Source organism: Acinetobacter sp. YH01020, assembly GCF_013420275.1.
In the GTDB taxonomy this organism is placed as follows: domain Bacteria; phylum Pseudomonadota; class Gammaproteobacteria; order Pseudomonadales; family Moraxellaceae; genus Acinetobacter; species Acinetobacter amyesii.
The window spans coordinates 23044-44896 of record NZ_VOYN01000028.1 but is presented as its reverse complement, the minus strand read 5'-3'; the positions used below and the strand labels follow the sequence as shown (position 1 = coordinate 44896).

General features: G+C 39.9%; 19 protein-coding genes and 1 pseudogene. 11 read left to right on the top strand and 9 right to left on the bottom strand.

The window, feature by feature from the left end:
* The 6 genes from FTT85_RS11495 to FTT85_RS11470 form a co-directional block, all read left to right on the top strand.
* Positions 1 to 95: transposase domain-containing protein (locus FTT85_RS11495; RefSeq protein WP_178867550.1), on the top strand; the 95-nt coding region annotated here is incomplete at its 5' end.
* 110 nt (positions 96 to 205) lie between these two features.
* Positions 206 to 1150, top strand: a complete 945-nt coding sequence (locus tag FTT85_RS11490) for an ABC transporter permease (RefSeq protein ID WP_180183593.1) — start codon at positions 206 to 208, stop codon at positions 1148 to 1150.
* Positions 1150 to 2031, top strand: coding sequence for an ABC transporter ATP-binding protein (locus tag FTT85_RS11485; protein ID WP_180183592.1), 882 nt, complete (start codon positions 1150 to 1152; stop codon positions 2029 to 2031). Before FTT85_RS11490 ends, FTT85_RS11485 begins: the two co-directional genes overlap by 1 nt.
* Before the next feature lie 81 nt (positions 2032 to 2112).
* Positions 2113 to 3129, top strand: a complete 1017-nt coding sequence (locus tag FTT85_RS11480) for an isopenicillin N synthase family oxygenase (protein ID WP_180183591.1) — start codon at positions 2113 to 2115, stop codon at positions 3127 to 3129.
* Positions 3126 to 4007 carry a hypothetical protein gene (locus FTT85_RS11475; protein WP_180183590.1) on the top strand — a complete coding sequence of 294 codons (882 nt, stop codon included), beginning with the start codon at positions 3126 to 3128 and terminating at the stop codon, positions 4005 to 4007. The genes FTT85_RS11480 and FTT85_RS11475 overlap by 4 nt, the downstream gene beginning before the upstream one ends.
* Positions 4008 to 4014: 7 nt before the next feature.
* The gene (locus FTT85_RS11470) at positions 4015 to 4344 is read left to right on the top strand and encodes a multidrug efflux SMR transporter (protein ID WP_120363699.1); all 330 of its coding nucleotides are present in this window, start codon (positions 4015 to 4017) and stop codon (positions 4342 to 4344) included.
* A 140-nt stretch (positions 4345 to 4484) separates the two neighbouring features.
* Here FTT85_RS11470 and FTT85_RS11465 read toward each other — a convergent pair whose 3' ends face one another.
* From FTT85_RS11465 to FTT85_RS11445, 5 genes are all read right to left on the bottom strand, one after another.
* Positions 4485 to 5285, bottom strand: a complete 801-nt coding sequence (locus tag FTT85_RS11465; RefSeq protein ID WP_180183589.1) for a sulfite exporter TauE/SafE family protein — start codon at positions 5283 to 5285, stop codon at positions 4485 to 4487.
* Between the two features lie 45 nt (positions 5286 to 5330).
* On the bottom strand, positions 5331 to 5825 hold the full coding sequence (locus tag FTT85_RS11460; RefSeq protein ID WP_180023652.1) for a flavin reductase: 495 nt from the start codon (positions 5823 to 5825) through the stop codon (positions 5331 to 5333).
* A gap of 104 nt (positions 5826 to 5929) precedes the next feature.
* Complete coding sequence (locus tag FTT85_RS11455; RefSeq protein ID WP_180183588.1) at positions 5930 to 6958, bottom strand: methionine synthase; 1029 nt, start codon at positions 6956 to 6958, stop codon at positions 5930 to 5932.
* A 78-nt stretch (positions 6959 to 7036) separates the two neighbouring features.
* Positions 7037 to 8026, bottom strand: coding sequence for a putative oxygenase MesX (locus FTT85_RS11450; protein WP_180183587.1), 990 nt, complete (start codon positions 8024 to 8026; stop codon positions 7037 to 7039).
* A 473-nt stretch (positions 8027 to 8499) separates the two neighbouring features.
* Complete coding sequence (locus tag FTT85_RS11445; RefSeq protein ID WP_180183586.1) at positions 8500 to 9387, bottom strand: NAD(P)/FAD-dependent oxidoreductase; 888 nt, start codon at positions 9385 to 9387, stop codon at positions 8500 to 8502.
* Between the two features lie 85 nt (positions 9388 to 9472).
* On the opposite strand from FTT85_RS11445, the gene FTT85_RS11440 reads away from it, so the two are divergent.
* Both FTT85_RS11440 and FTT85_RS11435 read left to right on the top strand, forming a co-directional pair.
* Entirely contained in the window at positions 9473 to 9913 is a 441-nt protein-coding gene (locus tag FTT85_RS11440; protein WP_180041507.1) for an Rrf2 family transcriptional regulator, read from the top strand.
* Positions 9914 to 10058: 145 nt separating this feature from the next.
* Positions 10059 to 10727, top strand: a complete 669-nt coding sequence (locus FTT85_RS11435; protein WP_180088339.1) for an epoxyqueuosine reductase QueH — start codon at positions 10059 to 10061, stop codon at positions 10725 to 10727.
* A 97-nt stretch (positions 10728 to 10824) separates the two neighbouring features.
* Here FTT85_RS11435 and FTT85_RS11430 read toward each other — a convergent pair whose 3' ends face one another.
* The 3 genes from FTT85_RS11430 to FTT85_RS11420 are packed head-to-tail and all read right to left on the bottom strand — an operon-like array spanning position 10825 to position 12490.
* On the bottom strand, positions 10825 to 11847 hold the full coding sequence (locus FTT85_RS11430; protein ID WP_180183585.1) for an ABC transporter substrate-binding protein: 1023 nt from the start codon (positions 11845 to 11847) through the stop codon (positions 10825 to 10827).
* A complete protein-coding gene (locus FTT85_RS11425) occupies positions 11844 to 12038 on the bottom strand; it encodes a hypothetical protein (protein WP_180008842.1) in 195 nt (64 codons plus the stop codon). The genes FTT85_RS11430 and FTT85_RS11425 overlap by 4 nt, the downstream gene beginning before the upstream one ends.
* Before the next feature lie 11 nt (positions 12039 to 12049).
* A complete protein-coding gene (locus tag FTT85_RS11420) occupies positions 12050 to 12490 on the bottom strand; it encodes a ribbon-helix-helix protein, CopG family (RefSeq protein ID WP_180008844.1) in 441 nt (146 codons plus the stop codon).
* A 447-nt stretch (positions 12491 to 12937) separates the two neighbouring features.
* Between FTT85_RS11420 and FTT85_RS11415 the strand changes: the two genes are divergently transcribed.
* The 3 genes and pseudogenes from FTT85_RS11415 to FTT85_RS11405 all read left to right on the top strand — a co-directional run bounded on the left by FTT85_RS11415 (position 12938) and on the right by FTT85_RS11405 (position 18175).
* The gene (locus FTT85_RS11415) at positions 12938 to 14020 is read left to right on the top strand and encodes a putative zinc-binding metallopeptidase (RefSeq protein WP_180059581.1); all 1083 of its coding nucleotides are present in this window, start codon (positions 12938 to 12940) and stop codon (positions 14018 to 14020) included.
* Between the two features lie 190 nt (positions 14021 to 14210).
* Positions 14211 to 16174, top strand: a pseudogene (locus FTT85_RS11410) (lipase family alpha/beta hydrolase).
* Between the two features lie 84 nt (positions 16175 to 16258).
* Positions 16259 to 18175 (top strand): AAA family ATPase, encoded by a 1917-nt coding sequence (locus FTT85_RS11405; protein WP_180082426.1) that lies wholly within the window; start codon positions 16259 to 16261, stop codon positions 18173 to 18175.
* Between the two features lie 72 nt (positions 18176 to 18247).
* On the opposite strand, the gene uca is transcribed toward FTT85_RS11405, so the two are convergent.
* The gene (uca, locus tag FTT85_RS11400) at positions 18248 to 21853 is read right to left on the bottom strand and encodes an urea carboxylase (protein WP_180109109.1); all 3606 of its coding nucleotides are present in this window, start codon (positions 21851 to 21853) and stop codon (positions 18248 to 18250) included.

The window sequence follows — 21853 nt, the reverse complement described above, 5'->3', positions numbered from 1 at the left end:
CCTATTTAAGTGATGTGCTGAAAAGGTTGCCGACACATAAAGTGACTCAGATTGAAGAATTGCTACCACACCGCTGGAAACCTGAACCGAATTAAAAAATAGGCATGGGGTTCAGCGGACGCTTACCGACATACACGCCTTTGGCATTCTAATTGCTTAACGGTATTACGTTTTATTAAAAAAGTAATATTGGGGCTTGGTCAGTATGGGTTATGTCGCAAGAGAGCTCAGTCCGAAAAGCAAGCTATTGCTCGGCTTCGGATCATTTTTAATTCCTGTGCTTATTTGGTGTGCAGTGAGTTATTTGCCATTTTTATGGCATCCACAGGTGCAAATTACTCAGTCTGGCAGTGTGCCGTATTTGCAAGTCGATAGCCGTGTAGACAAAGCGGTGTTTTATGCCGAAGCGCAATCTGCGGTCAATGCAGGTTTAGCACCACCTCAAGGTAAACTGGTCAATCCAATCTATTTACCTGCACCGCACGAAGTAGCAAAAGCATTAGTTACGGCTTTTATAACTCCACCTGCCCAACCTGATGCCCCATGGTTTCATCAAAGCTTATGGCACAGTATTAAAATTGTGTTCAGCGCTTTTTTTATTGCCTCTCTCATCGGTATTCCGCTAGGTATTCTTTGCGGTTTTTCTCAAAAAATATCACAACTGACCGAACCCTTTGTTGAGTTTTTTCGCTACTTGCCCGCCCCTGCTTTTGGTGCCTTAGCCGTTGCGATTTTAGGCATTAATGATGCACCTAAAATCGCCATTATTGTGATTGGTACGCTATTTCAGCAAATTCTAATTATTGCCAATACCATACGGATGGTTGACCGGGGCCTGATCGAAGCAGGTTTTACGCTGGGTACCAATAAATTAAAAAGTTTATTTCATGTGGTGATTCCAGCGGCGCTTCCCGACATTTACCGCGACTTGCGTGTATTGCTGGGTTGGGCTTGGACCTATCTTATTGTCTCTGAACTGATTGGCACAACCTCTGGGATTACGTGGTTTATCACCCAACAAGCGCGTTACCAAAATTTTGACAATGTCTATGCCGCGATCCTCATCATTGGGGTGATTGGTTTGGTATGCGATGTGGTGCTAATGAAACTCGGACAACATCTATTTAAATGGAAAGCAGGAGCAAAATAATGAACAGCACAGAGTTTAATGCCACCACTTATTTCGATGCAATTTATGCACGCCCTGTCATTTTAGAAGCAAAAAAACTCACACAAAGTTTTAAGCACGGCAAAACTGAACGCACTATTTTAAATCAGTTGGATTTAAAGATTCATAAACGTGAATTTATCTGCGTGATTGGCCCATCGGGTTGCGGTAAATCGACCTTTAGCCGAATTGTGGCTGGGCTTGATCCTTACAGTAGCGGTGAATTGCTGGTCGATGGCCAAGTCATTAAAGGCCCAAGCCCTGAGCGTGGCATGGTGTTTCAAGGCTACACGCTTTTTCCATGGAAAACGGTCAAAGAAAATGTAATGTTTGGCCCTTTAATGAAAGGTGCCAGCAATGCTTCGGCCGAATCCAGCGCCCGTGAATGGATTGATATTATTGGTCTAGAAAAATACCAAGATCAGTACCCGCATCAGCTGTCTGGCGGGATGAAACAGCGCGTTGCCATTGCCCGCGCATTGGTCAATGAACCCAAAATATTATTGATGGATGAGCCTTTTGGCGCGCTTGACCCGCATACCCGCCAAAAAATGCAAAAACATTTAATGGATCTTTGGCAAAACATTGATATCACCATCATTTTTGTGACCCACGATATGGATGAAGCCATTTTATTGGCGGATCGTATTGTGGCGCTCAAAGCCAATCCTGGTGAAATTAAAGAAATTATTGAGGTCGATTTACCCCGTCCTCGTAATCCTGAACTCATGCTAAGTCCTGAATTTAAACAACTGCGCGAACGGGTGGATTTCTTGGTACATGCGCAGGAAGACGAGCTCGACCCAGCGATGGAAAACCTACCGAAAATTCCACGTATGACTCAAGTCAGTACGCAAAAATAACTGGATTAATCCCTCTTCATCTTTAGGACGGCCTAAATGATGTACTACAGCGTTGGACGGCCAACATTATAGGAATTGAAGATGAATGAATCTTATGTTTTGCCACTTGTTGATATATCGAAAATGCAAAGTACGGTACTGTCAGAACGCTTAGAAGTAGCCTCTGCATTGGATCAAGCCTGTAAAGATGTTGGTTTTCTATATTTAAAGGGTGATCAGTTCAATTTTGATTTTGCGACATCACTGATTCAGGTGGCAAAGCGTTATTTTCAACAAGATACCGCAAGTAAAATGCAACACTATATTGGACTGTCGAAAAATCATAGTGGCTATGTGCCAATTGGTGAAGAACAATTTGCAGGCAACAGCTACGACTTAAAAGAAGCCTATGACGTCAATTATGATTATCACGGCGAAGCGACAGCATTTCCTTTGCTTGGCCCTACGTTATGGCCAGATGATGCCACATTTAAAAGTACGGTCAGTGATTATTACCACCATTTACGCAGTATCAGCGAAGAAATTTTTCAGGCCTTTGCTTTAGCATTGAATGTAGATGAGCATTTTTTTGATCGTAAAATTACCCATCCGACCAGCCAGCTGCGTCTAATCCATTATCCGTATAACCCTGAAGTGAAAGATGCCGAAGGTATTGGCGCGCATACAGATTATGAGTGCTTTACACTGCTCTTACCGACTGCACCAGGTTTGCAGGTACTCAATAAACAAGGTGAATGGATGGATATTCCATTGATTGAAAATACCTTGGTGATGAATATTGGTGACATGATAGAAATTTTGTCGAATGGCAAATATTTGGCCACCAAACACCGTGTTAAAAAAGTCTGTGAAGAACGCTACTCTTTCCCCTTATTCTGCGCCTGTAATTACGACACGATCATTGAGCCAGTACATTCAACTGAAGCGCCTAAATATCAGCCCTTAATTGGTGGTGAACATTTATTTAATCAAACCGCGCAAACCTTTAGTTATCTTAAAAAACGTATCGCTTCAGGAGAGCTGAGTCTAAGAAATGCTGTGCCTTTGTCCTCATTTGGTATGGATGAAAATACAGAAGTACAAGGAGCAAACGCATGAATTTATTTCAGGCTTTAGCACAGCTTCCAGCCAGCCAAGAGATTTCAGGTCCTATTCCAGACTATTTGTATGGTGCATTTCGTCGTAAAAGTATCAGTTTTTCAAATGGTTTAACGGATGAAAAAACCATTGTGTATTGGTTTCAATCACGTAGTTTCACCATCGATCTACGTTTAAAAAGCCAAGAAAATACGCCAGTGAATGAGCGTCAAGGCTGGATTGGCAACACTCTTTGGGATGCTGAACAGCAATTATTATCTTGGGACGTTAAAGCACACTCAAATTATCAAAATCATGTGCAATGGCCAGAACCTGCAAAACTGCATGCGATTGGCAACTGTATTTTAGAATTCTCTCCAAGCAATGCCTATGTTGAAGACTGGCGTCAACAAGTTCATGAAGGGCTATTTTTAGGCCTGCGGTTGCAGTCAGCCCTCGATGTAGAAAGTCATCAACCCTTGCAGATGGATGGCGGTTTAATTATTTGTGATAAGCATGTGGCCTTCGCACTGAGCCGTTTACCTACAGATCAGCAAACAGTTGCCAGCATCAACATATCATCTGCACCTACTATGTATGAAAAGTTGATTGAAAGCTTTGAAGTATCAATCGCTGTAGATGGTCTGCATAAGTACTATACAACGACTTCCTCTCAGCAAAATCAAGTGTTTAAATTTGATGATTTTAAAGTTATTGATGAAACACATTTGATGCAAAACGTCATTATTAATGGTCAAGCAGTACAGCTGATGTTCGAGGTGGATATTTATGTTCCACATTATGCATTTCAGCGTCGCACTGATACCACGACAGAAAGTACAGATTGGTTACGAAATGAAAAACAGCACCTCTTGCACCATGCAATAGAATGTCTATAGGAAATCAATGTCGTTTATATATTTGCTCATTGCAATCATTGCCGAAGTGATTGCTACATCCGCCTTAAAAGCCAGTAATGGCTTTACTGAACTTGTGCCGATTATTTTTACCGTGTTGGGCTATGCCATTGCGCTCTTCTTTTTAGGTTTGACCTTTAAATCGATTCCTATGGGATTGGCCTACGCCATGTGGTCCGCTGCAGGCATTGTGCTTATTTCATGCGTGGGCTGGGTTGTGTTTAAACAAAATTTAGACCTACCTGCCATGATTGGTTTGGGCTTTATTTTATTGGGCATTGTGATTATCAATGTTTTTTCTAAAAGCACAGAGCTTTGAAATGTCAGTTTTGAAATGTAGTTTTTAAATAATATCTCTGAAATTTTAAAGACTTAAATTGCTATAGATAAAAATGCTCTAGCTTGCTGTTGCACACTAGAGCATACGTTTCGAATGAATTAACTGTGATCAGTCGGCTTCTATAAAATGCCTTTCACTAGAAAAAAGCATCCAACAATACACAACAGCACCGCGAAACATTTTTTCAGTACTGCTGGTGAAAGCGCATGCGCAGTTTTCGCACCATATTTAGCAGTGAAGAAACTCATCACACTAATGCCAAAAAAGGCATAGATATGAATAAAGCCAATGGTATTTGGAATTTCAACTTGCTGCTGCATGCCAAAGAACATAAAGCCTAATGCACCCGCAATGGCAATGGGTAAACCGCACGCCGCAGACGTCCCGACCGCTTTTTGCATCACCACGCCATTTGCCGTTAAATACGGCACCGTAATACTGCCGCCGCCAATCCCGAAGATGGCCGATGCAACGCCGATACCCGAACCTGCTGCAATTTGTTTAGCTGTAGATGGTAGTGTTTTATTTGGATCGACTGGCTTTTTTGCTCCCATAAACATGGTATAAGCCACCCAAAGTAAAAACACGCCGACAATCATTTGCAGATGTAAACCTGACAGCCAGCCTGCAATCCCTGCGCCTGCAAAACAGCCAATCGCCATAGACGGAGCTAAATTTTTAAATACAGGCCAAATCACAGCACCATTTTTATTGTGCGCCATCAAGGAGCTGATCGATGTCACAACAATCGTAGCCAAAGATGTGCCGAGCGCCAAATGCATAATCACATCGGGACTATAGCCCATTTGGCTAAAAACAATATAGAGCAAAGGCACAATGATAGTACCGCCGCCAACGCCAAACAGCCCCGCAGCAAAACCTGCAAATGCGCCAATAATTAAGAAAGTAATGAGTTCCACGAAATAGATACTTTTAAAGTGATGTATTGAAGAAGTCTGACTGGTTTAAGCCAACTCCACTTGACCCACAGCATGATAAGCGCGGTTGAAATATACCAAGCTTTCCTCCTGCTGACTTTGCTTGATTGCAACCACACGGCACATAAACACACTGTGCGTACCCACTTCTTGAATCTGTTCAATCTGACAGTCAAAACTGACCAAAGCATCTTTTAATATCGGTGAACCTGTTTCTAATACAGTCCAAGAACCCAATTTAAAACGCTCTTCCGAATTGAATTTGCTTGAAGCAAAAGCATTGGAAATTTGCTCATGCTGTGCGCCTAAAACATTGACAGAAAGAACTTTATTTTCAAGAAAATGCGCATGAGAACGAGATGATTGATTCATACAAACCAGCAAAGTTGGCGGTGTATCTGTCACACTGCATACGGCTGATGCTGTAAATCCATGCATGCCTGCTTCACCCTCAGTCGTAATCACGTTGACTGCAGTCGTCAATAAAGACATTGCATTTCTAAAATCAGTTGCTTCAATCATCTCTTCAATCTCAATGGTCTATATGGCTTATCTCTTTCTCAGGTTTGGACAATAGCAAATTTAATTTCCTTATTGCCCTTACATGAAATTGAGTCAGCTCGAATTTATGCGGTCAATTCTTGGCGAATAATGGCAGCGCCTGCGCTTAGCGCATTTAGTTTGCCTTGCGCCACTTGGCGAGGTAAAGGTGCCATACCGCAGTTCGTTGAAGGATATAGCTTGTCGGCATCTACAAATTGCAATGCTTTGCGTAATGTATTGGCTACTTCTTCTGTTGTTTCTACTCGATTGGTTGCTACATCAATTGCGCCAACCATCACTTTTTTACCGCGGATGAGTTCAATTAAATCCATGGGTACACGAGAGTTTTGGCATTCAAGTGAGATGATATCCAGCTTCGATTGCTGCAGTTTCGGGAATGATTCTTCGTATTGGCGCCATTCATTACCCAAGGTTTGTTTCCAATCGGTATTGGCTTTAATGCCATAACCATAGCAAATGTGAACAGCTGTTTCACATTTCAGACCTTCAAGCGCGCGCTCTAAAGTCGCAATACCCCAGTCATTGACTTCATCAAAAAATACGTTAAACGCTGGCTCATCAAATTGAATGATATCTACACCAGCAGCCTCAAGCTCTAAAGCTTCTTGATTGAGGATTTTAGCAAATTCCCAAGCTAATTTTTCACGGCTTTTGTAGTGACCATCATACAAAGTATCAATCATCGTCATTGGGCCAGGCAAAGCCCATTTGATCGGCTGATTGGTTTGGCTGCGTAAGAATTTTGCATCATCCACAAAAACTGCTTTCTTACGAGAAACTTCACCGACCACAGACGGGACACTTGCATCGTAACGATTACGAATACGCATCGTTTCACGCTTTTCGAAATCTACACCTTCAAGATGTTCAATAAATGTGGTCACAAAATGCTGACGGGTTTGTTCACCATCACTGACAATATCAATGCCTGCATGGATTTGTTCATGCAAAGATAATTTCAACGCATCACGTTTTGCATTTAATAATTCTTCGCCTTCAAGTTTCCATGCTGACCACAATTTTTCAGGTTCAGCCAGCCAAGATGGTTTAGGTAAGCTGCCAGCAGTTGAAGTTGGGAGTAAAATGGCCATATTCGATCTTCTATCTCTATTTTCTTTAAAACGAGTGTTTTAACTCACCCGTATTTCATCTATTTGCGTGATTTAAAATTAAGCTGCGTCTGCATTTTCAATACTAAAATTAGCAGCCCACTCATTCAGAATGTCTTTATATGGCTGGATAAAGTTCTCTTCCGTCCATTTGCCCTGTTTAACCGCCAACTGACCACGTTCAACACGGTCATACACAATACGGGTTAATGAGTAATCGCCAAAGCTTAAGCTTGGTTGATACACTAAACCTGCTGCCGCATTGGTATTGTAAATTTCAGGACGGTAGATTTTTTGGAAGCTTTCCATGGTGCTGATCGCGCTGATCAGTTCGAAATCTGTATAGTCGCTCAGCAAGTTATTTGCTGAATAAAATGCCAATGGCGCAGTCGCATTTTCAGGTTTGAAGTAACGAACGCTTAAGCCCATTTTTGCAAAATAGTCATCGGTACGTGAATAGTCATCATTAGTGTATTCCACACCTAAGATCGGATGCACATTTGCAGTACGGTAATAGGTTTTTGTCGTTGAAACACTTAAACAGATGACAGGTTGTTTCTTAAATTCAGCTTTAAATACCTCTGAATTGATCAAGTGTTGATATAGCTTGCCATGTAAATCACCAAAATCTTCAGGTTTTTCATTGAACTTACAGCCGAGTGCCGGTAATACCACACTGAAGTCATAGTCACGTACATACGATGAAAAACTGTTGCCAATCATGCCTTCAATGCGTTCATTGGTTTTATGGTCGATGATGGTGCTCTTTAAAGTTTCAATAAATGGGAAAGTTTGACCATTGCCTTCCACATCGAGTTCAGCCGAAATGATGTCAATTTCAAGTGAATAACGGTCAGCATTTGGGTTGTCACAGCTGGCCAAAGTATTGAAGCGGTTATTAATCATTGCCAATGTACGGCGTAAGTTTTCTTCACGGTGCTCACCGCGCGCCAAATTGGCAAAGTTCGTTGTTAGACGTGTATTGTCTGCTGGTTTATAGTTTTCATCAAAGCGGATACGTTTGATTGAACATGCAAATTTATTACTCATGGAGATTCACTACCCTAAAATTAAAATAATCAAAATTTCTGTATGGAGTAATTTATACGTGAATCTTAAGATGAATAAAAATGATTTAACCTCAATACAAAGTGAGTGAAATTCATGTTTGGTAATTTTATAAGATGAATTTATTTCAATTTAGCTCAATGAGCGCACTTTAAAACTGATCACCCCAAAGAATAATATTCAATTAATTATTGTATAAACAATATCTTATGATTTTATTGTTTGCGTATTCATATCAGAATTTTGCTGATTTTTTGATGTAAAAATGAAGCTGATTGATAAGTATGTCCACTTTTAGATTATGGCTATTTATTATTCTAAGTGAATTAAACTCAGCTTAAACTGAGAAAAGATCAAATGATTAACTGGATTTTCATTTCTTATATTTAGGTACAAGTACCCAAATTTATCATTTAGATACTTGCCCTATATTTGTAAATTGCTATGCCAACACTTTAAAAAATAAAAGATTTATGCGCGACAATCCCTGTCATTGCTCCATCACCTACGGATAAAGCAACTGAACTACCTGAACGTGTGACATCACCGCAAGCATAAATTCCTTTAACATTTGTTTCTTTTGCTGGCGAAGTTTTAATGGCCTCGCCATATTCATTGCAGTCTATCTCTAAACCTAACTGCTGAATCCAGTTCGATTGCAAACGAGTAACAGTAGAAACAAATAAGCCATTCAATTTAATTCGTTCACCATCTGCCATTACAACGTCACAATGACCTTCAATATGGTCGATTTTACGCGTTTCGATCTGAATTTGACGTTTAGAAAGCTTCGCTAATAACTCATCATCCAATTGATCTACAGCAATTGCATCATTTAAAAATAAAGTAGTATTGCCCCAATCTGGCAACATCAACGCCATGTGCAATGAGTGCATACCCGACACTAACATGCCAATTTCACCTAAGTTCAGTTCATAACCATCACAATATGGGCAGTGATAAATAGATTGCCCCCAACGTTCGGCTAAACCATTCACTTGAGGCAATTCGTCACGTACGCCAGTGGCAATAATTATTTTTTCAGCTTGAATTTGCTGATCACCTGCGATAACTGAATATTTTCCATCAACTGCTTTTACATCTGTAACCGTTTCAGCAAGCCATGAAATCGTGGAATACTTTTCTAATTGTGCTTTAGCTTCTTCTGCAATAGCTCTAGGTGATCGGCCATCTTGCGTCAAAAAATTATGTGAATGTTCGGCAAAACGATTACGACGTTGCCCTGCATCAATAATTAAAATACGGCGGCGCGCACGTGCTAAAGGTAAAGCAGCAGAAAGTCCTGCATAACTGCCACCAATAATCACAACTTCATAATTCATATTCCTAATACCTATATCATTTAACATGTTTATAAGAAACTTTTAATGTTACAATATATCAATTACCCTAATCATCTATTTCCTCATGCGTAAAGACAGTAAACTTTCAAGAATGCTACATGTTCTGTTGCACATGGCACGTGAAAACAAGCCTTTTACTTCCGATCAAATCGCTGAGATGCTGGAAACAAATCCTGTTGTAGTGCGTAGAACCATGTCGGGATTAAAAAAGCATGGATTTGTTGATTCTGAGAAAGGTCCTGGTGGCGGCTGGAGTTTGATTAAACCTCTGCATGACATTTCGCTGTATGACATTTACCTTGCTGTCGGTGAACCTTCAATTTTTGCGATAGGCAATGAACATTCAGCACCAGATTGCTTGGTAGAACTGGTGGTCAATCGGGCGCTTGATCATGCCTTTTTTGAAGCGCAAGAAGTGCTGATTAAAAACCTGAAAGCAACTCAATTAGACCAATTGGCACATGATTTTCAAATTGAATGGAATCAGCAAATGAACGTGAAATAAAATAAATAGATCTACAAATTTGTTTCAATTTTAAGTCACTGTACTGAATCTGACTCAGCTTAAACTTAGAAAAAATCAGCATATTCGAGCTTTGACATGTCCATGAATCGCTAAAATATAAAGTTTATATTTATAGCTTATGATTATGTCTAACAAACTTGACCGTCAGAAACTGACGCTCCCAACAGGTCATGACAAGCTTTTATTGCATTCTTGCTGTGCACCCTGTTCTGGCGAAGTCATGGAAACTTTAATTGAATCTGGTATTGATTTTTCGATCTTTTTTTACAATCCAAATATTCATCCAGTCAAAGAATATGAAATACGCAAAGAGGAAAATATCCGCTTTGCAGAAAAACACAATATTCCGTTTATCGACTGTGATTACGACACTGACAACTGGTTTGAACGCGCCAAAGGCATGGAAAATGAGCCTGAAAAAGGTATCCGCTGTACCATGTGTTTTGATATGCGCTTTGAACGTACAGCATTATATGCAGCAGAACATGGCTTTAGCCTGATCAGCAGTTCACTGGGAATTTCACGCTGGAAAAACATGCATCAGATTAATGACTGCGGGCATCGTTCGGCTTCACATTATGACGGAATTACCTATTGGGACTATAACTGGCGTAAAAATGGCGGCGCTGTGCGTATGCTGGAAATCAGTAAAAAAGAAGAATTTTATCAACAGGAATACTGTGGTTGTGTCTATTCACTGCGCGATACCAACCGCTGGCGCATGAGTCAAGGCCGTGACCGAATCAAATTAGGTGTGAAGTTTTATTCCAATGCGATGGATGAAGAAGCTTGAGTTCTGCACCTCGTTATTTTTCACTGATATTAATTTGATGTTGTTAAGCCCCGAAGAATTTACACTATTCAGGGCTTTTTTTGAATTACGTTTCAACTTATTTCAGTTCTTCAACCAATGTTGGATAGATTGATCCATCGACATCCATTTCGGTTTTATAAATGCCATTAGCAACATTAAATTTATTTACGTGGTAACTAGAGCCATAAATTGAGTCAAAACCTGTTCCTTTTTTAAAGACTTGTTTATTGGCAGTTAAATCCAGTAAATGTGTCCCTCCAATAAACTGTTCATATTGTGCAGGATCAACGCCAACACGGGTCGACATGATTTTCACTGCATCGGCATGCGTTGCAGGGTCGTTGATGTATTTAACCGTTTTATCCCAAACTTGAATGATTTTTTTCCATTCTTCTTTGTTGGCAGATAAATGCGTCATGTTGACGGTTAATGTGTCGTAAATCAGACCGGGTTTATCTTTCGATGTATAAATAATTTTAGAGCCAGCAACAGCTTTCAAAGCTTGATTTGCGACCGGTTGCCACACGGCAATCGCTGCAATATCAGGACTTGCAAATACTTGTGGCAGCTCATTGGTCATGGTGTTGACCAACTTCACTTCAGAAGCTTGAATTTTTGCATCATCCAAAGCCGTCGCTAAAAGCAAATGATCAACCAAGCCTTTTTCAGTCGCGACACTTTTTCCTTTTAAATCGGCAAGGCTATTGACGCCATCTTTAGCAATGATGACATCATTACCCGCAGAATAGTCCGTCGCCATAATCATGACGCCTTTCGTGCCGCCAGAACCCGTGACTAAGTTGTCGCCATTAGTGACCAAAACAGCATCCAACTGATTAGCCGCAAATGCAGATAATGAAGCTGAATAATCAAACCATTTAAAGTCCACATTGACACCGGCTTCTTTCAACCAGCCTTTTTCAATAGCAACTTGCCATGCGACAAAACCAGGCCAGTCGCTATAGCCAATTGTGATGGCTTTTGTATTGACTGTGCCTTCTGCTTGCGCGTTTGGTTCAGGTGTTTTGGCTGTATTGTCACAACCACCCAGTAAGATGGCGGTCAAAACGGATGCAGATAAGCAGGCTTTTTTGATCATAGTGCGATTTCCCCGATGGCATTACAGTTAAATTTGGTATTGGTGTACAAAAACGATGGTGTATTCGGATTACTGACTGATTTAGCATTGTGCTTTGCACGATTTGGTCTATGGTTGGCTGCAATAGCATGTGCTTGCTGTTTATTTGTGATTTGGTCTTTATGACCTTGTGATCGATATAATTGGCCCATTTTAAAACTCCTTAATTCTTTGCATTTTGCGGAATTGGCGGCATCACAGCGTCCATCAACTCCAAATGTCCTTTAATCACACTCTTAAGTGCTGAAAAATGCTGACTGATAACTTTGAGCTCTGAACTGACGCCTTGCAGAATCATGACTTCTAAAATTTTGTGGTCATCGAGTTGAATATGCAGCGAGCTCACTACTTGTTCTAAAAACTGCTGCTGTAAATCTAAAAGCTGAATACGTAGCGCCGTACTACTTGCGTCATAAAGTAAGGTAAATGTGCCGACCATCACTTCATTTCGTTGCTCCTGATCGGCAATCAGATGCTTATTGATCATGTCGACAATGGCCTGAGAACGGCTTTCATAATGCTGATCGGCAATTTTTTGATCCAAAGCATCGACTGTTTTTTCAGGTACTGTAATACTGATACGCGCCAGCTTTTGTTTAGGCACTGTTGTTCCTTATTTTTTTTGCTGAATATAGAAACCCGCACGGGCGCTCAGTAGCTCAATAAAAAATTGCTTTAATTGATGCAGAAATGTTGCAGATTGATGGCGGTTCATATGCATCTCCTGTTTAAGTAATACGAAATATTTATTTCGTAATATCGATAGAAATGCAGAAACTGTGCCAAGTGAGGAACATGAAAAATGATCGTTTTTTGGGACTCTTAACTTTCTTTTAGATTTTATTGTTCATGATTTGTGCGATAAACGCACTCCTACCGCCCCATTTGCACTAATACTGCGATGTATTATTTGATGAAGGACCATTTATTAAGGTCGTTGTTCTTAAACAAGAGCATTGACCGACATGTAACAAACTCGAAGTTCAATTTATTTCATCAACATTGAACATCATTTATACTGATTGATCATTCTATTCATCACTCAACGCCTATGAAATATTTCAGCTGCGCGGTATGTTCTAACCAAATCTTTTTTGCCAATTCACACTGTGTCAATTGTCAGACTGCGCTGGGTTATATTGCCTCTGAAAAGCAAATGGGCTGTTTTGAAAAGCACAGCACTACGCTGTGGCTTGCGTTAAATCCTGAAATAAAGGGAAAACGCTTTAAACCTTGTCATAATTATCAGCATCATCAGATATGTAACTGGATGGTGCCTGCTGACAGTGAGGAAATTTATTGTGAGTCTTGCCTGCTCACGCACACCATTCCCAACTTAGATAACCCAGACCATATTGTGTACTGGGCACGATTGGAACATGCCAAAAGGCGTTTTTTGTATTTAATGCAGCAGCTCAATACCATGCCGCGTCCTAAACGCAGCCAAGATGACCGTTTTGGACTTCGTTTTGATTTTCTGATGCCAACAGAAAATACACCTGTTATGACCGGTCATGCCAATGGAATTATTACCTTGAATGCCAGTGAAGCAGATGTGATTTACCGCGAAACAACGCGTATAAAAATGGGTGAAAACTACCGTACACTTCTAGGTCATTTTAGACATGAAAGTGGTCATTATTATTTTGATTTGATTAAACATTTACACCCAGAGCTGATTGATGAATTTCGGGAACTGTTTGGTGATGAACGACAGGATTATAGTGAAGCTTTGAAACGACATTATAATGACGGTGCGCCGCAAAATTGGGCGGATTACTATGTTAGTTCCTATGCCAGTACGCATCCTTGGGAAGATTGGGCGGAAACATGGGCGCATTATTTGCATATGATGGACACTCTGGAAACAGCCTACTATGCAGGATTGGTGGTCAAAACCAATAAGTCGGATTTGAATAATTTAGAACTGAAAGAAAACCCGATTGGTGCTCAGGATTTTGACCTATTGCTGCAACACTGGATGACCTTGACCTTTAATTTAAATGCACTGAACCGCAGCATGGGCTTAGATGATGCATATCCGTTTACGCTGTCGAATCCAGTATTGGATAAATTACGATTCATTCACCACAAACTGCTCAACATGACCTTAAAAAATCAGCAGCACAATTAGATTAAATTTAACACGTGACAGTGTTTGAATCTCAAATCAACTTTTCGGTATCACAGCATTCGAACATTAGCTTAGTTTGAAAGGATGTATACGTAGTAATTTTCTTGGATTGAGCGCTGTAACACCTGCCCTATTTTTACTATTTTATAAAGGTTAAAATAACAAAAAATAGATGCCTGTGACCTTTTCAATGATGCCTTTCACGCATTTACTCGCTCGTTTTATGTGTATCATCAGCCTGAGTTTGCTCAGTGGATGCCAATTGGTCAAATTACAAGAAAATCAACTCAGTGCGTCACTAAATAATAAAACAGACAGCATATTAACCCATCAGAAGCTCAGTACATTTAGCCATCAAATCCTGTTAATGGTGAATGAAAGCGACCAATCTTGTTTAAATGCGCTTGAAAACTGTATTCACAAAATGCGTAACAATGAAACTTTAGATATTGCTCAAGTCTATGCCGCAGCAAGTGAGCTGTACATGGCACGTGCTTTAAGCGCCGATCAAAATCCACAATGCAAAAAAAGCTTAAAACAACACAGCGGAAAATTAGCTTCAAGCAAAATTAAAATGTGTATGGATCAGCAGCTTGCAGACTTTGATTTCAGTCTGCGTTACAGCTATGTCTATCTATTTAAATCCGCTCAAGCCCCAGAAGAACGCTTATTTGATTTGCGTCAGGGACAAGTCCGCACCTTTTATAATGTGGCTTTATCACGTCTGATCACCTCATCATTCACCCGCTTTGACTATCAGCAAATGCCTGAAAGTTTAATGTTGGGTTCATCGCTTTATCATTTTAACTATGACATTATCCTGAAATCAAAAATGCGGACATTGATAAATTACAATCGAGCTATAATTTTAATTTTTCAGGCTTAAAAACCATTAATCGTCAGGAAGGCATTGGCTCTGAATTTGTCTTAGTCAAAAAAGCCACGGATCTGTCTGCTGCGGAGCTTTTTGTACTAGATCCTGAACAGTATTATGCAAATAAACCCAACCCCAATATCCATACGGCACGGTATTTATCTGTCAGTGCAATCGCAGAGCCTGCCAAGACTAATAGCAGCATTAGTGAAATTTTGTCGCCGCAATCAGACTTTAATGTTGAATTATTTAATCCCTATCAATTTAAAAAGGCAAAAATTGAATCTCAGTCCTATACGCTAACGGCCAATTATTCTGTGCCTTATGGACTTTGGTTAGCCGAAAATAAATTAGGACAATCTGGCTATTGGACACTCCTGAATAAAGAAGAACATTTGCGCATGCCACATGTGTTTATGTTAGAGCCGTATCAACCCCATAAAAAGATTATTGTCATGGTTCACGGATTAGCCAGCAGTCCTGAAACTTGGATCGGCCTGACCAATAACATTATGGGTGATCAAAAACTACGTGATCATTACCAAGTTTGGCAAGTGTTTTACTCAACCAATATGCCAATATTTGAGAGTCGTTTTCAAATCAATGCTTTACTCAAACAGGCATTTGCAACTGTTCAGCCCAATACGCCATCGGCTCAAGATGCTGTCATTATCGGACATAGTATGGGCGGCATCATCAGTCGTTTATTGGTTAGTGATGCAGATATTTCCGCTCAAGCTATTCCACTCATGAACTATGAACAAAATACACAGTTACAACGTCATCCAATTATCCGCGATCGTTTTGTCTTTAAAGCCTTGAAGCCAGTTAGTCGTGCAATTTTCATTGCCGCACCGCATCATGGTACTGACTATGCAGACCGCTGGTTTACCAATTTGGCGAAAAAAATCGTGGTATTGCCTTTAAGTTTTTTAAATGATGTCAATGTTGAACTCCCGAATGCAAAAAATTCAACTATGGGCCTGATTAAGTCTGGACCTGCAGATTTAAGTCAACAATCACGTTTTATGCTGTTGTCTGCTGACATCATGCCAAATAAAGATATTCCTTATCATTCTATTATGGGGAATCAGACGCAAAGTACTGAACCGAGTAAAATGTCGGATGGCATTGTTCCCTATACAAGTTCTCATTTAGAGGGCGCGGTGTCTGAAAAGATATTCAATGGTGGACATTCCATCCATGAGTCTCCAGATGCCATTTTAGAATTGCGACGCATTTTGAGAGTGCATATGGACAATGAAGCGTTGAATCAATAACGATAAAATTGCTTTATGTATTTATAAATTATCTTTTAAAAGCAGTGTTTTATTGCTAAATTAGCTACTATATTTGGGGGCTATATGACAGAAAAATTATATTATTGGGCAGAAAATTTAGAAGGCTATAATTCCGATATTGACAACGATTTTCCTTATTCAATTGAGATAAAAAGGCTCAATTTTTTTATTGGTAAAAACAATGCCGGTAAAAGCCGTTTCTTAAGAAACTTATTCATAAATAGTACACATACGATACCAGACTTTTCTTTTCCTAATTTATCTAATTATTTTACTGAATTAAAATCCATCATTGAATCAAGTCAAGGTACTATTTGGCTTGGGGCGATGAGCTCAGGCGAAAATCGAACTACACTATTTAAATTGATAAATGATGCCATAGACTGTCCTATTTTTCCTAGAAATAGATATAAAGAGAATTATCAGCGTACAATAGATCAATTAAGTAAAGTGAGAATTGAATATACACAAGAATTTACATATAAAGTTTCTGAAATTCAGAAATATGTTAATGATTTTGAAAATAATATAGTTTATGAAAAATCAAAATCTTATATCCCTATCCTACGCGGTATGCGTCCTGTCACAGAACAAGAGAATACACAGCCTTATATTAAACGAGCCCAAAAAGATTATTTTTCAGATACGAATAAATTTAACTCTAATAATATTATTACTGGTGAATGCTTATACAATGAACTTAAAATTCATCTTTTAGGTGAACCTGAACAACGTGAACTAATTAAAGATTATGAAGAAAAATTAAGTCAATATTTTTTTGATAATGAGACTGTTTCACTTATCCCTAAGCATGATCAAGATGTTGTAAATATTAAAATTGGTAACGATCAACAATTCCCTATTTCACAGTTGGGTGATGGCTTACAACAAGCGATAATCTTAACTTATGAAGCTTATATAAAAAGTAAAGACAAAGAAGGCAAACCAGAAACGCATGCCTTTTTCATAGAAGAACCAGAACTGCACATGCATGCAGGTATGGTTCGTCAATTGATGAACTTTTATCTTAATGAAACACCGCATTATTATTTTTTTACTACTCACTCCAACCATTTACTAGATATGGCAGATGAATCTGACCAAGTCATGATTCAAAAGTTCGTAAAGCAACCTAAAGAAGAAGATCCTACGAAATTTGATTTTAAAATTTACCGTTGTGACAGAGATCGAGACTTACTTGCTTCATTAGGCGTACGTCCATCTTCTGTCTATTTAGCAAATTGCACCATTTGGGTAGAGGGCATTACAGATCGGCTTTATATCACTAAATATATGGAAAAATATTTAGCTGAACTAGAGTCAGCTGATATGGAGCTTTATAAAAAATTCCGTAGATTTATGCCGAACTATCACTATACGTTTGTGGAATATGCAGGCAGCAATTTATCTCATTGGTCTTTTGATGATGATTATCCTAAAACACGGGAAGAAAGAATCGAATTTTTAAAGCAAGACCGTGGTCAAAGTGCAACTGCAGTTGCAAGTGACATGCTATTAATTGCTGATGGCGACATACAAAAAAATTCTGAAAAAATAAAGTTATTAAGAAAGGAATTAAATAAAGAAAATTTAATTATTTTGGACTGTAAAGAAACAGAAAATACTTTACCTAAAGATTCTATTCTTTATGTAGCTCAGAAAAAGTTCAGTAATATGAAAAGGAAGACCTCTCAAGGATTTAATATCGAAAAGCTAGAGGGAATTAATTCATTAGATTATTTTGATCATAAAGATTATGGCATAGGAAAATTATTGGATGATCAAATACGAAATCCAAGAACTTCTGCTGAAAAAACTGCTTTTGCCGATGGTACAGGTGTAGGAACCATTAAATATAAACTAGATTTTTGTCGTGAAATCATCAAATATTTTGATGAAAATCCTGATTGGGAACTGACACCAAAAGCAAAGGATCTATGCATCCGAATTTTCAAACATATTGAAAAGTGTAATTCTTAAATCTCCCCTAACCCATCTTTAATAAAGAGGGGAAATTCCCTCCTTTGAAAAAGGAGGGTTAGGGAGGATTTTTTAAGACACTGGCGCTAACGTAAACAACACTTGCCCCGTTTTCACCGTTTGCCCTTTTTCAATGGTAATCGCATCTACACGCATACGTTCAGGTGCAATAATTGGAATCTCGATCTTCATTGCTTCAATCACTGCAAGCGTAGCACCTTCTTCCACAATATCACCTGATGCACATTCAATTTTCCAAATACTGCCCGGCATGTGAGACTCTACCGCACAGCCACCATCAGGTATTTGAATATCACTATCATCGGTTACAGCATCTAAACTTTCAGACACATATTCTGCAAGCCCAGCTTCATGCCAACGACGACGTTCTTCATCAAAATTGGCTTGTTGGATGGATTTAAATGCTGAGATTGATTCTGCATTTTCAGTCAAGAAGTCATTGTATTCTTTTAGGTTGAGTACACCTTCTTCTACACGCAGTTTTAAACGACCTGCTTTGAAGTCCTCACGCATTTGCATAAGTTCAGTTTCAGACACTTCATAAAACTTAATTTGGTCAAAGAAGCGTAATAACCACGGCATACCTTGCTCAAAGTCAGGGTTTTTACGATAACGAGACCACATTTGCGTAGTACGACCCACGAACTGATAGCCTCCCGGACCTTCCATACCATAGACACACATATATGCACCGCCAATACCGACAGCATTTTCAGGCGTCCATGTCCGTGCAGGGTTATATTTGGTGGTCACTAAACGTTGACGCGGATCTAATGGTGTTGCCACAGGTGCACCTAAATACACATCGCCCAAACCCATGACCAAATAACTCGCGTCATAAACCACATCTTTGACCGCTTGTTTGTCTTTTAAACCATTAATACGACGGATAAACTCAATATTGTCAGGACACCATGGCGCATCTGGACGTACGGTTTGCATATAACGCTCTGTCGCTAGCTGGGTTTGTGTATCCTCCCAAGCAAGTGGTAAATACACAGTCCGTGACGGTACTTGCATTTGGGTCACATCAGGCAGTTCAGCTTCAGCGATTTGTAGCAAACGCAATAAATCCAATTGATCAAGCTTGATCGAATCAAAATGGATTTGTAACGAACGAATGCCCGGTGTGAGATCAATAATCCCTGTGATATTTTGCTTTTCAACCCATTGCATGAGTGCATGAATACGGAAACGTAAGTTCAGATCTAAAACCAACTCACCATATTCCACCAACATGTAGTTGTTGCCAGCAGGACGATACACCACATCCGGCAAGCCATTCTGACCTTTTAAAGTGTCAAGCACCGCATTTTTTAAGGTGGAAAGTTCAGGATAGAACGATTCGTCAAAAGCTACAGCCTGCGTATCAGATGCTTCTAATTGTGCATGATATTTTTCATTTAAAAGTTTCGCTTGATGATAACTCACAGGTATAAATCTGACTTTGTCTCCTGCTTTCAATTGACCAAGTTTCCAAAGCTCAGAATTAATCACCACGGCAGGACAAACAAAGCCTCCTAAACTTGGACCATCTGGACCCAAAATAATCGGCATATCACCCGTAAAGTCGATAGCACCAATGGCATAAGCATTGTCATGAATATTCGATGGATGCAAACCGGCTTCACCACCATCCTCACGTGCCCATTCAGGTTTTGGACCAATCAAACGAATACCTGTACGGCTTGAGTTAAAGTGAATCTCAAAAGTATTGGCAAAGAAGGTATCAATGTCTTTTTTAGTAAAGAAGTCTGGTGCACCATGCGGGCCGTACATCACCGCAATTTCCCATTCATGACTAAACGTTGGCACTTGTTCAGGCGCAAGCGCTGTCACTTGTTCAGATGTAAATGCCATGATTGGCAACATATCTCCAATCAATAAATTACGACCAGCATGACCACCAAACTGACCAAGGGTAAAGGTTGCTTGTGAGCCTAAATATTCAGGTACATTCAAACCGCCTTTAATGCCGATATAGGTACGGCAACCTGTGGCGATTTTTCCACATTTTAAAATCTGACCTTTACGCACATTCACGGTTTGCCACATTGGTACAGACATACCATCAAGCGTTGATGGCATATCACCACCCGCCAATACAATTTGGCTATCACAGTGGAATTTTAAACTTGGGCCTTGCAAAGTGCATTCAAGCCCTGCCGTGTTATATGCATTGCCTAACAATTGATTCGCAACATTAAGTGACAGCGGATCAATCGCACCTGATGGTGGCACACCCACATCCCAATAGCCCAAACGACCTGTGACATCTTGCACAGAAGTTTGAATGCCTGATTGCAACACTTCAATTTTTTGGGTTTTCCACTCAAATGTATTTAAGAATCGTGTGGTTTGCGTACCGGCTTTAAATACATCGCAGTTGATAATATTTTGTAGATATTCAAGATTAGTTTCAATGCCTGCAACCGATGTTTTGGCGAGTGTTTCGGTCATTGCAGCAATTGCAGAGTCACGATCATCCGCTGTGACAATGATTTTCGCAATCATCGGGTCATAAAATGATGAGACATTTGAACCGGTTTCTACCCAAGTTTCATTGCGTGCCTGCGGATCAAAATCGACATAGGTCAACAGCCCTGCACTCGGTTGGAAGTTTTTAATTGGGTCTTCTGCATATAAACGTACTTGAATTGAATGACCTTTCGATTCAAGTTGTGCTGTTGGTGCAATCCAATCCCCACTACCGAGAGTCACCATCCATTCCACAAGGTCTACACCAAACACTTGCTCTGTCACACCATGTTCAACTTGCAGGCGGGTATTCACTTCTAAGAAATAGAATTCCTGTGTGTCGGTATCCATCACAAACTCAACTGTACCTGCCGAACGGTAACTCACCGACTTCATCAATCCAATCGCGACAGATTGAATATAGGCACGTTGCTCATCATTGATATGTGGTGCTGGGGTTTCTTCCACGACTTTTTGGTTACGACGTTGTACCGAACAATCACGCTCGCCAAGTGCCAAGACTAAGCCATTACCATCACCAAAAATCTGCACTTCGATATGACGGGCATTCTGTACGAATTTTTCTAAATATAAACCTGCGTCTTTAAAGTTGGCTTGGGCAAGATATGACACTGTAGAATAAGCATCTTTCAGCTCTTCTTCACTCCACACCAAACGCATACCAATACCGCCACCGCCCGCGGTACTTTTCAGCATCACAGGATAACCAATACGATTGGCTTCAAGCAGTGCTTCAGCTTCATCTGCCAAAAGCTGACTGCCCGGAAGAAGTGGTACATTGGCTTGAATCGCGAGTTGACGCGCGGTATGTTTTAAGCCAAAGGATTTCATTTGCGCCGAATTTGGCCCTAAAAATACAATGCCTTGCGCTTCACACAGATCACAAAATTCTGCATTTTCAGACAAGAAGCCATAGCCGGGATGAATCGCTTCTGCACCTGTTTGCTTTGCAACTTCTAAAATTTTATCGACATTTAAATAGCTTTGGCTGGCAGGACTATCACCAATAAATACCGCTTCATCAGCTAAGGTCACATGCAAAGAATCACGATCTGCTTCTGAATACACTGCAACGGACTGAATGCCTAATTTTTTCAGTGTACGGATCACACGGCAAGCGATTGCACCACGGTTGGCAATGAGGACTTTATTGAACAT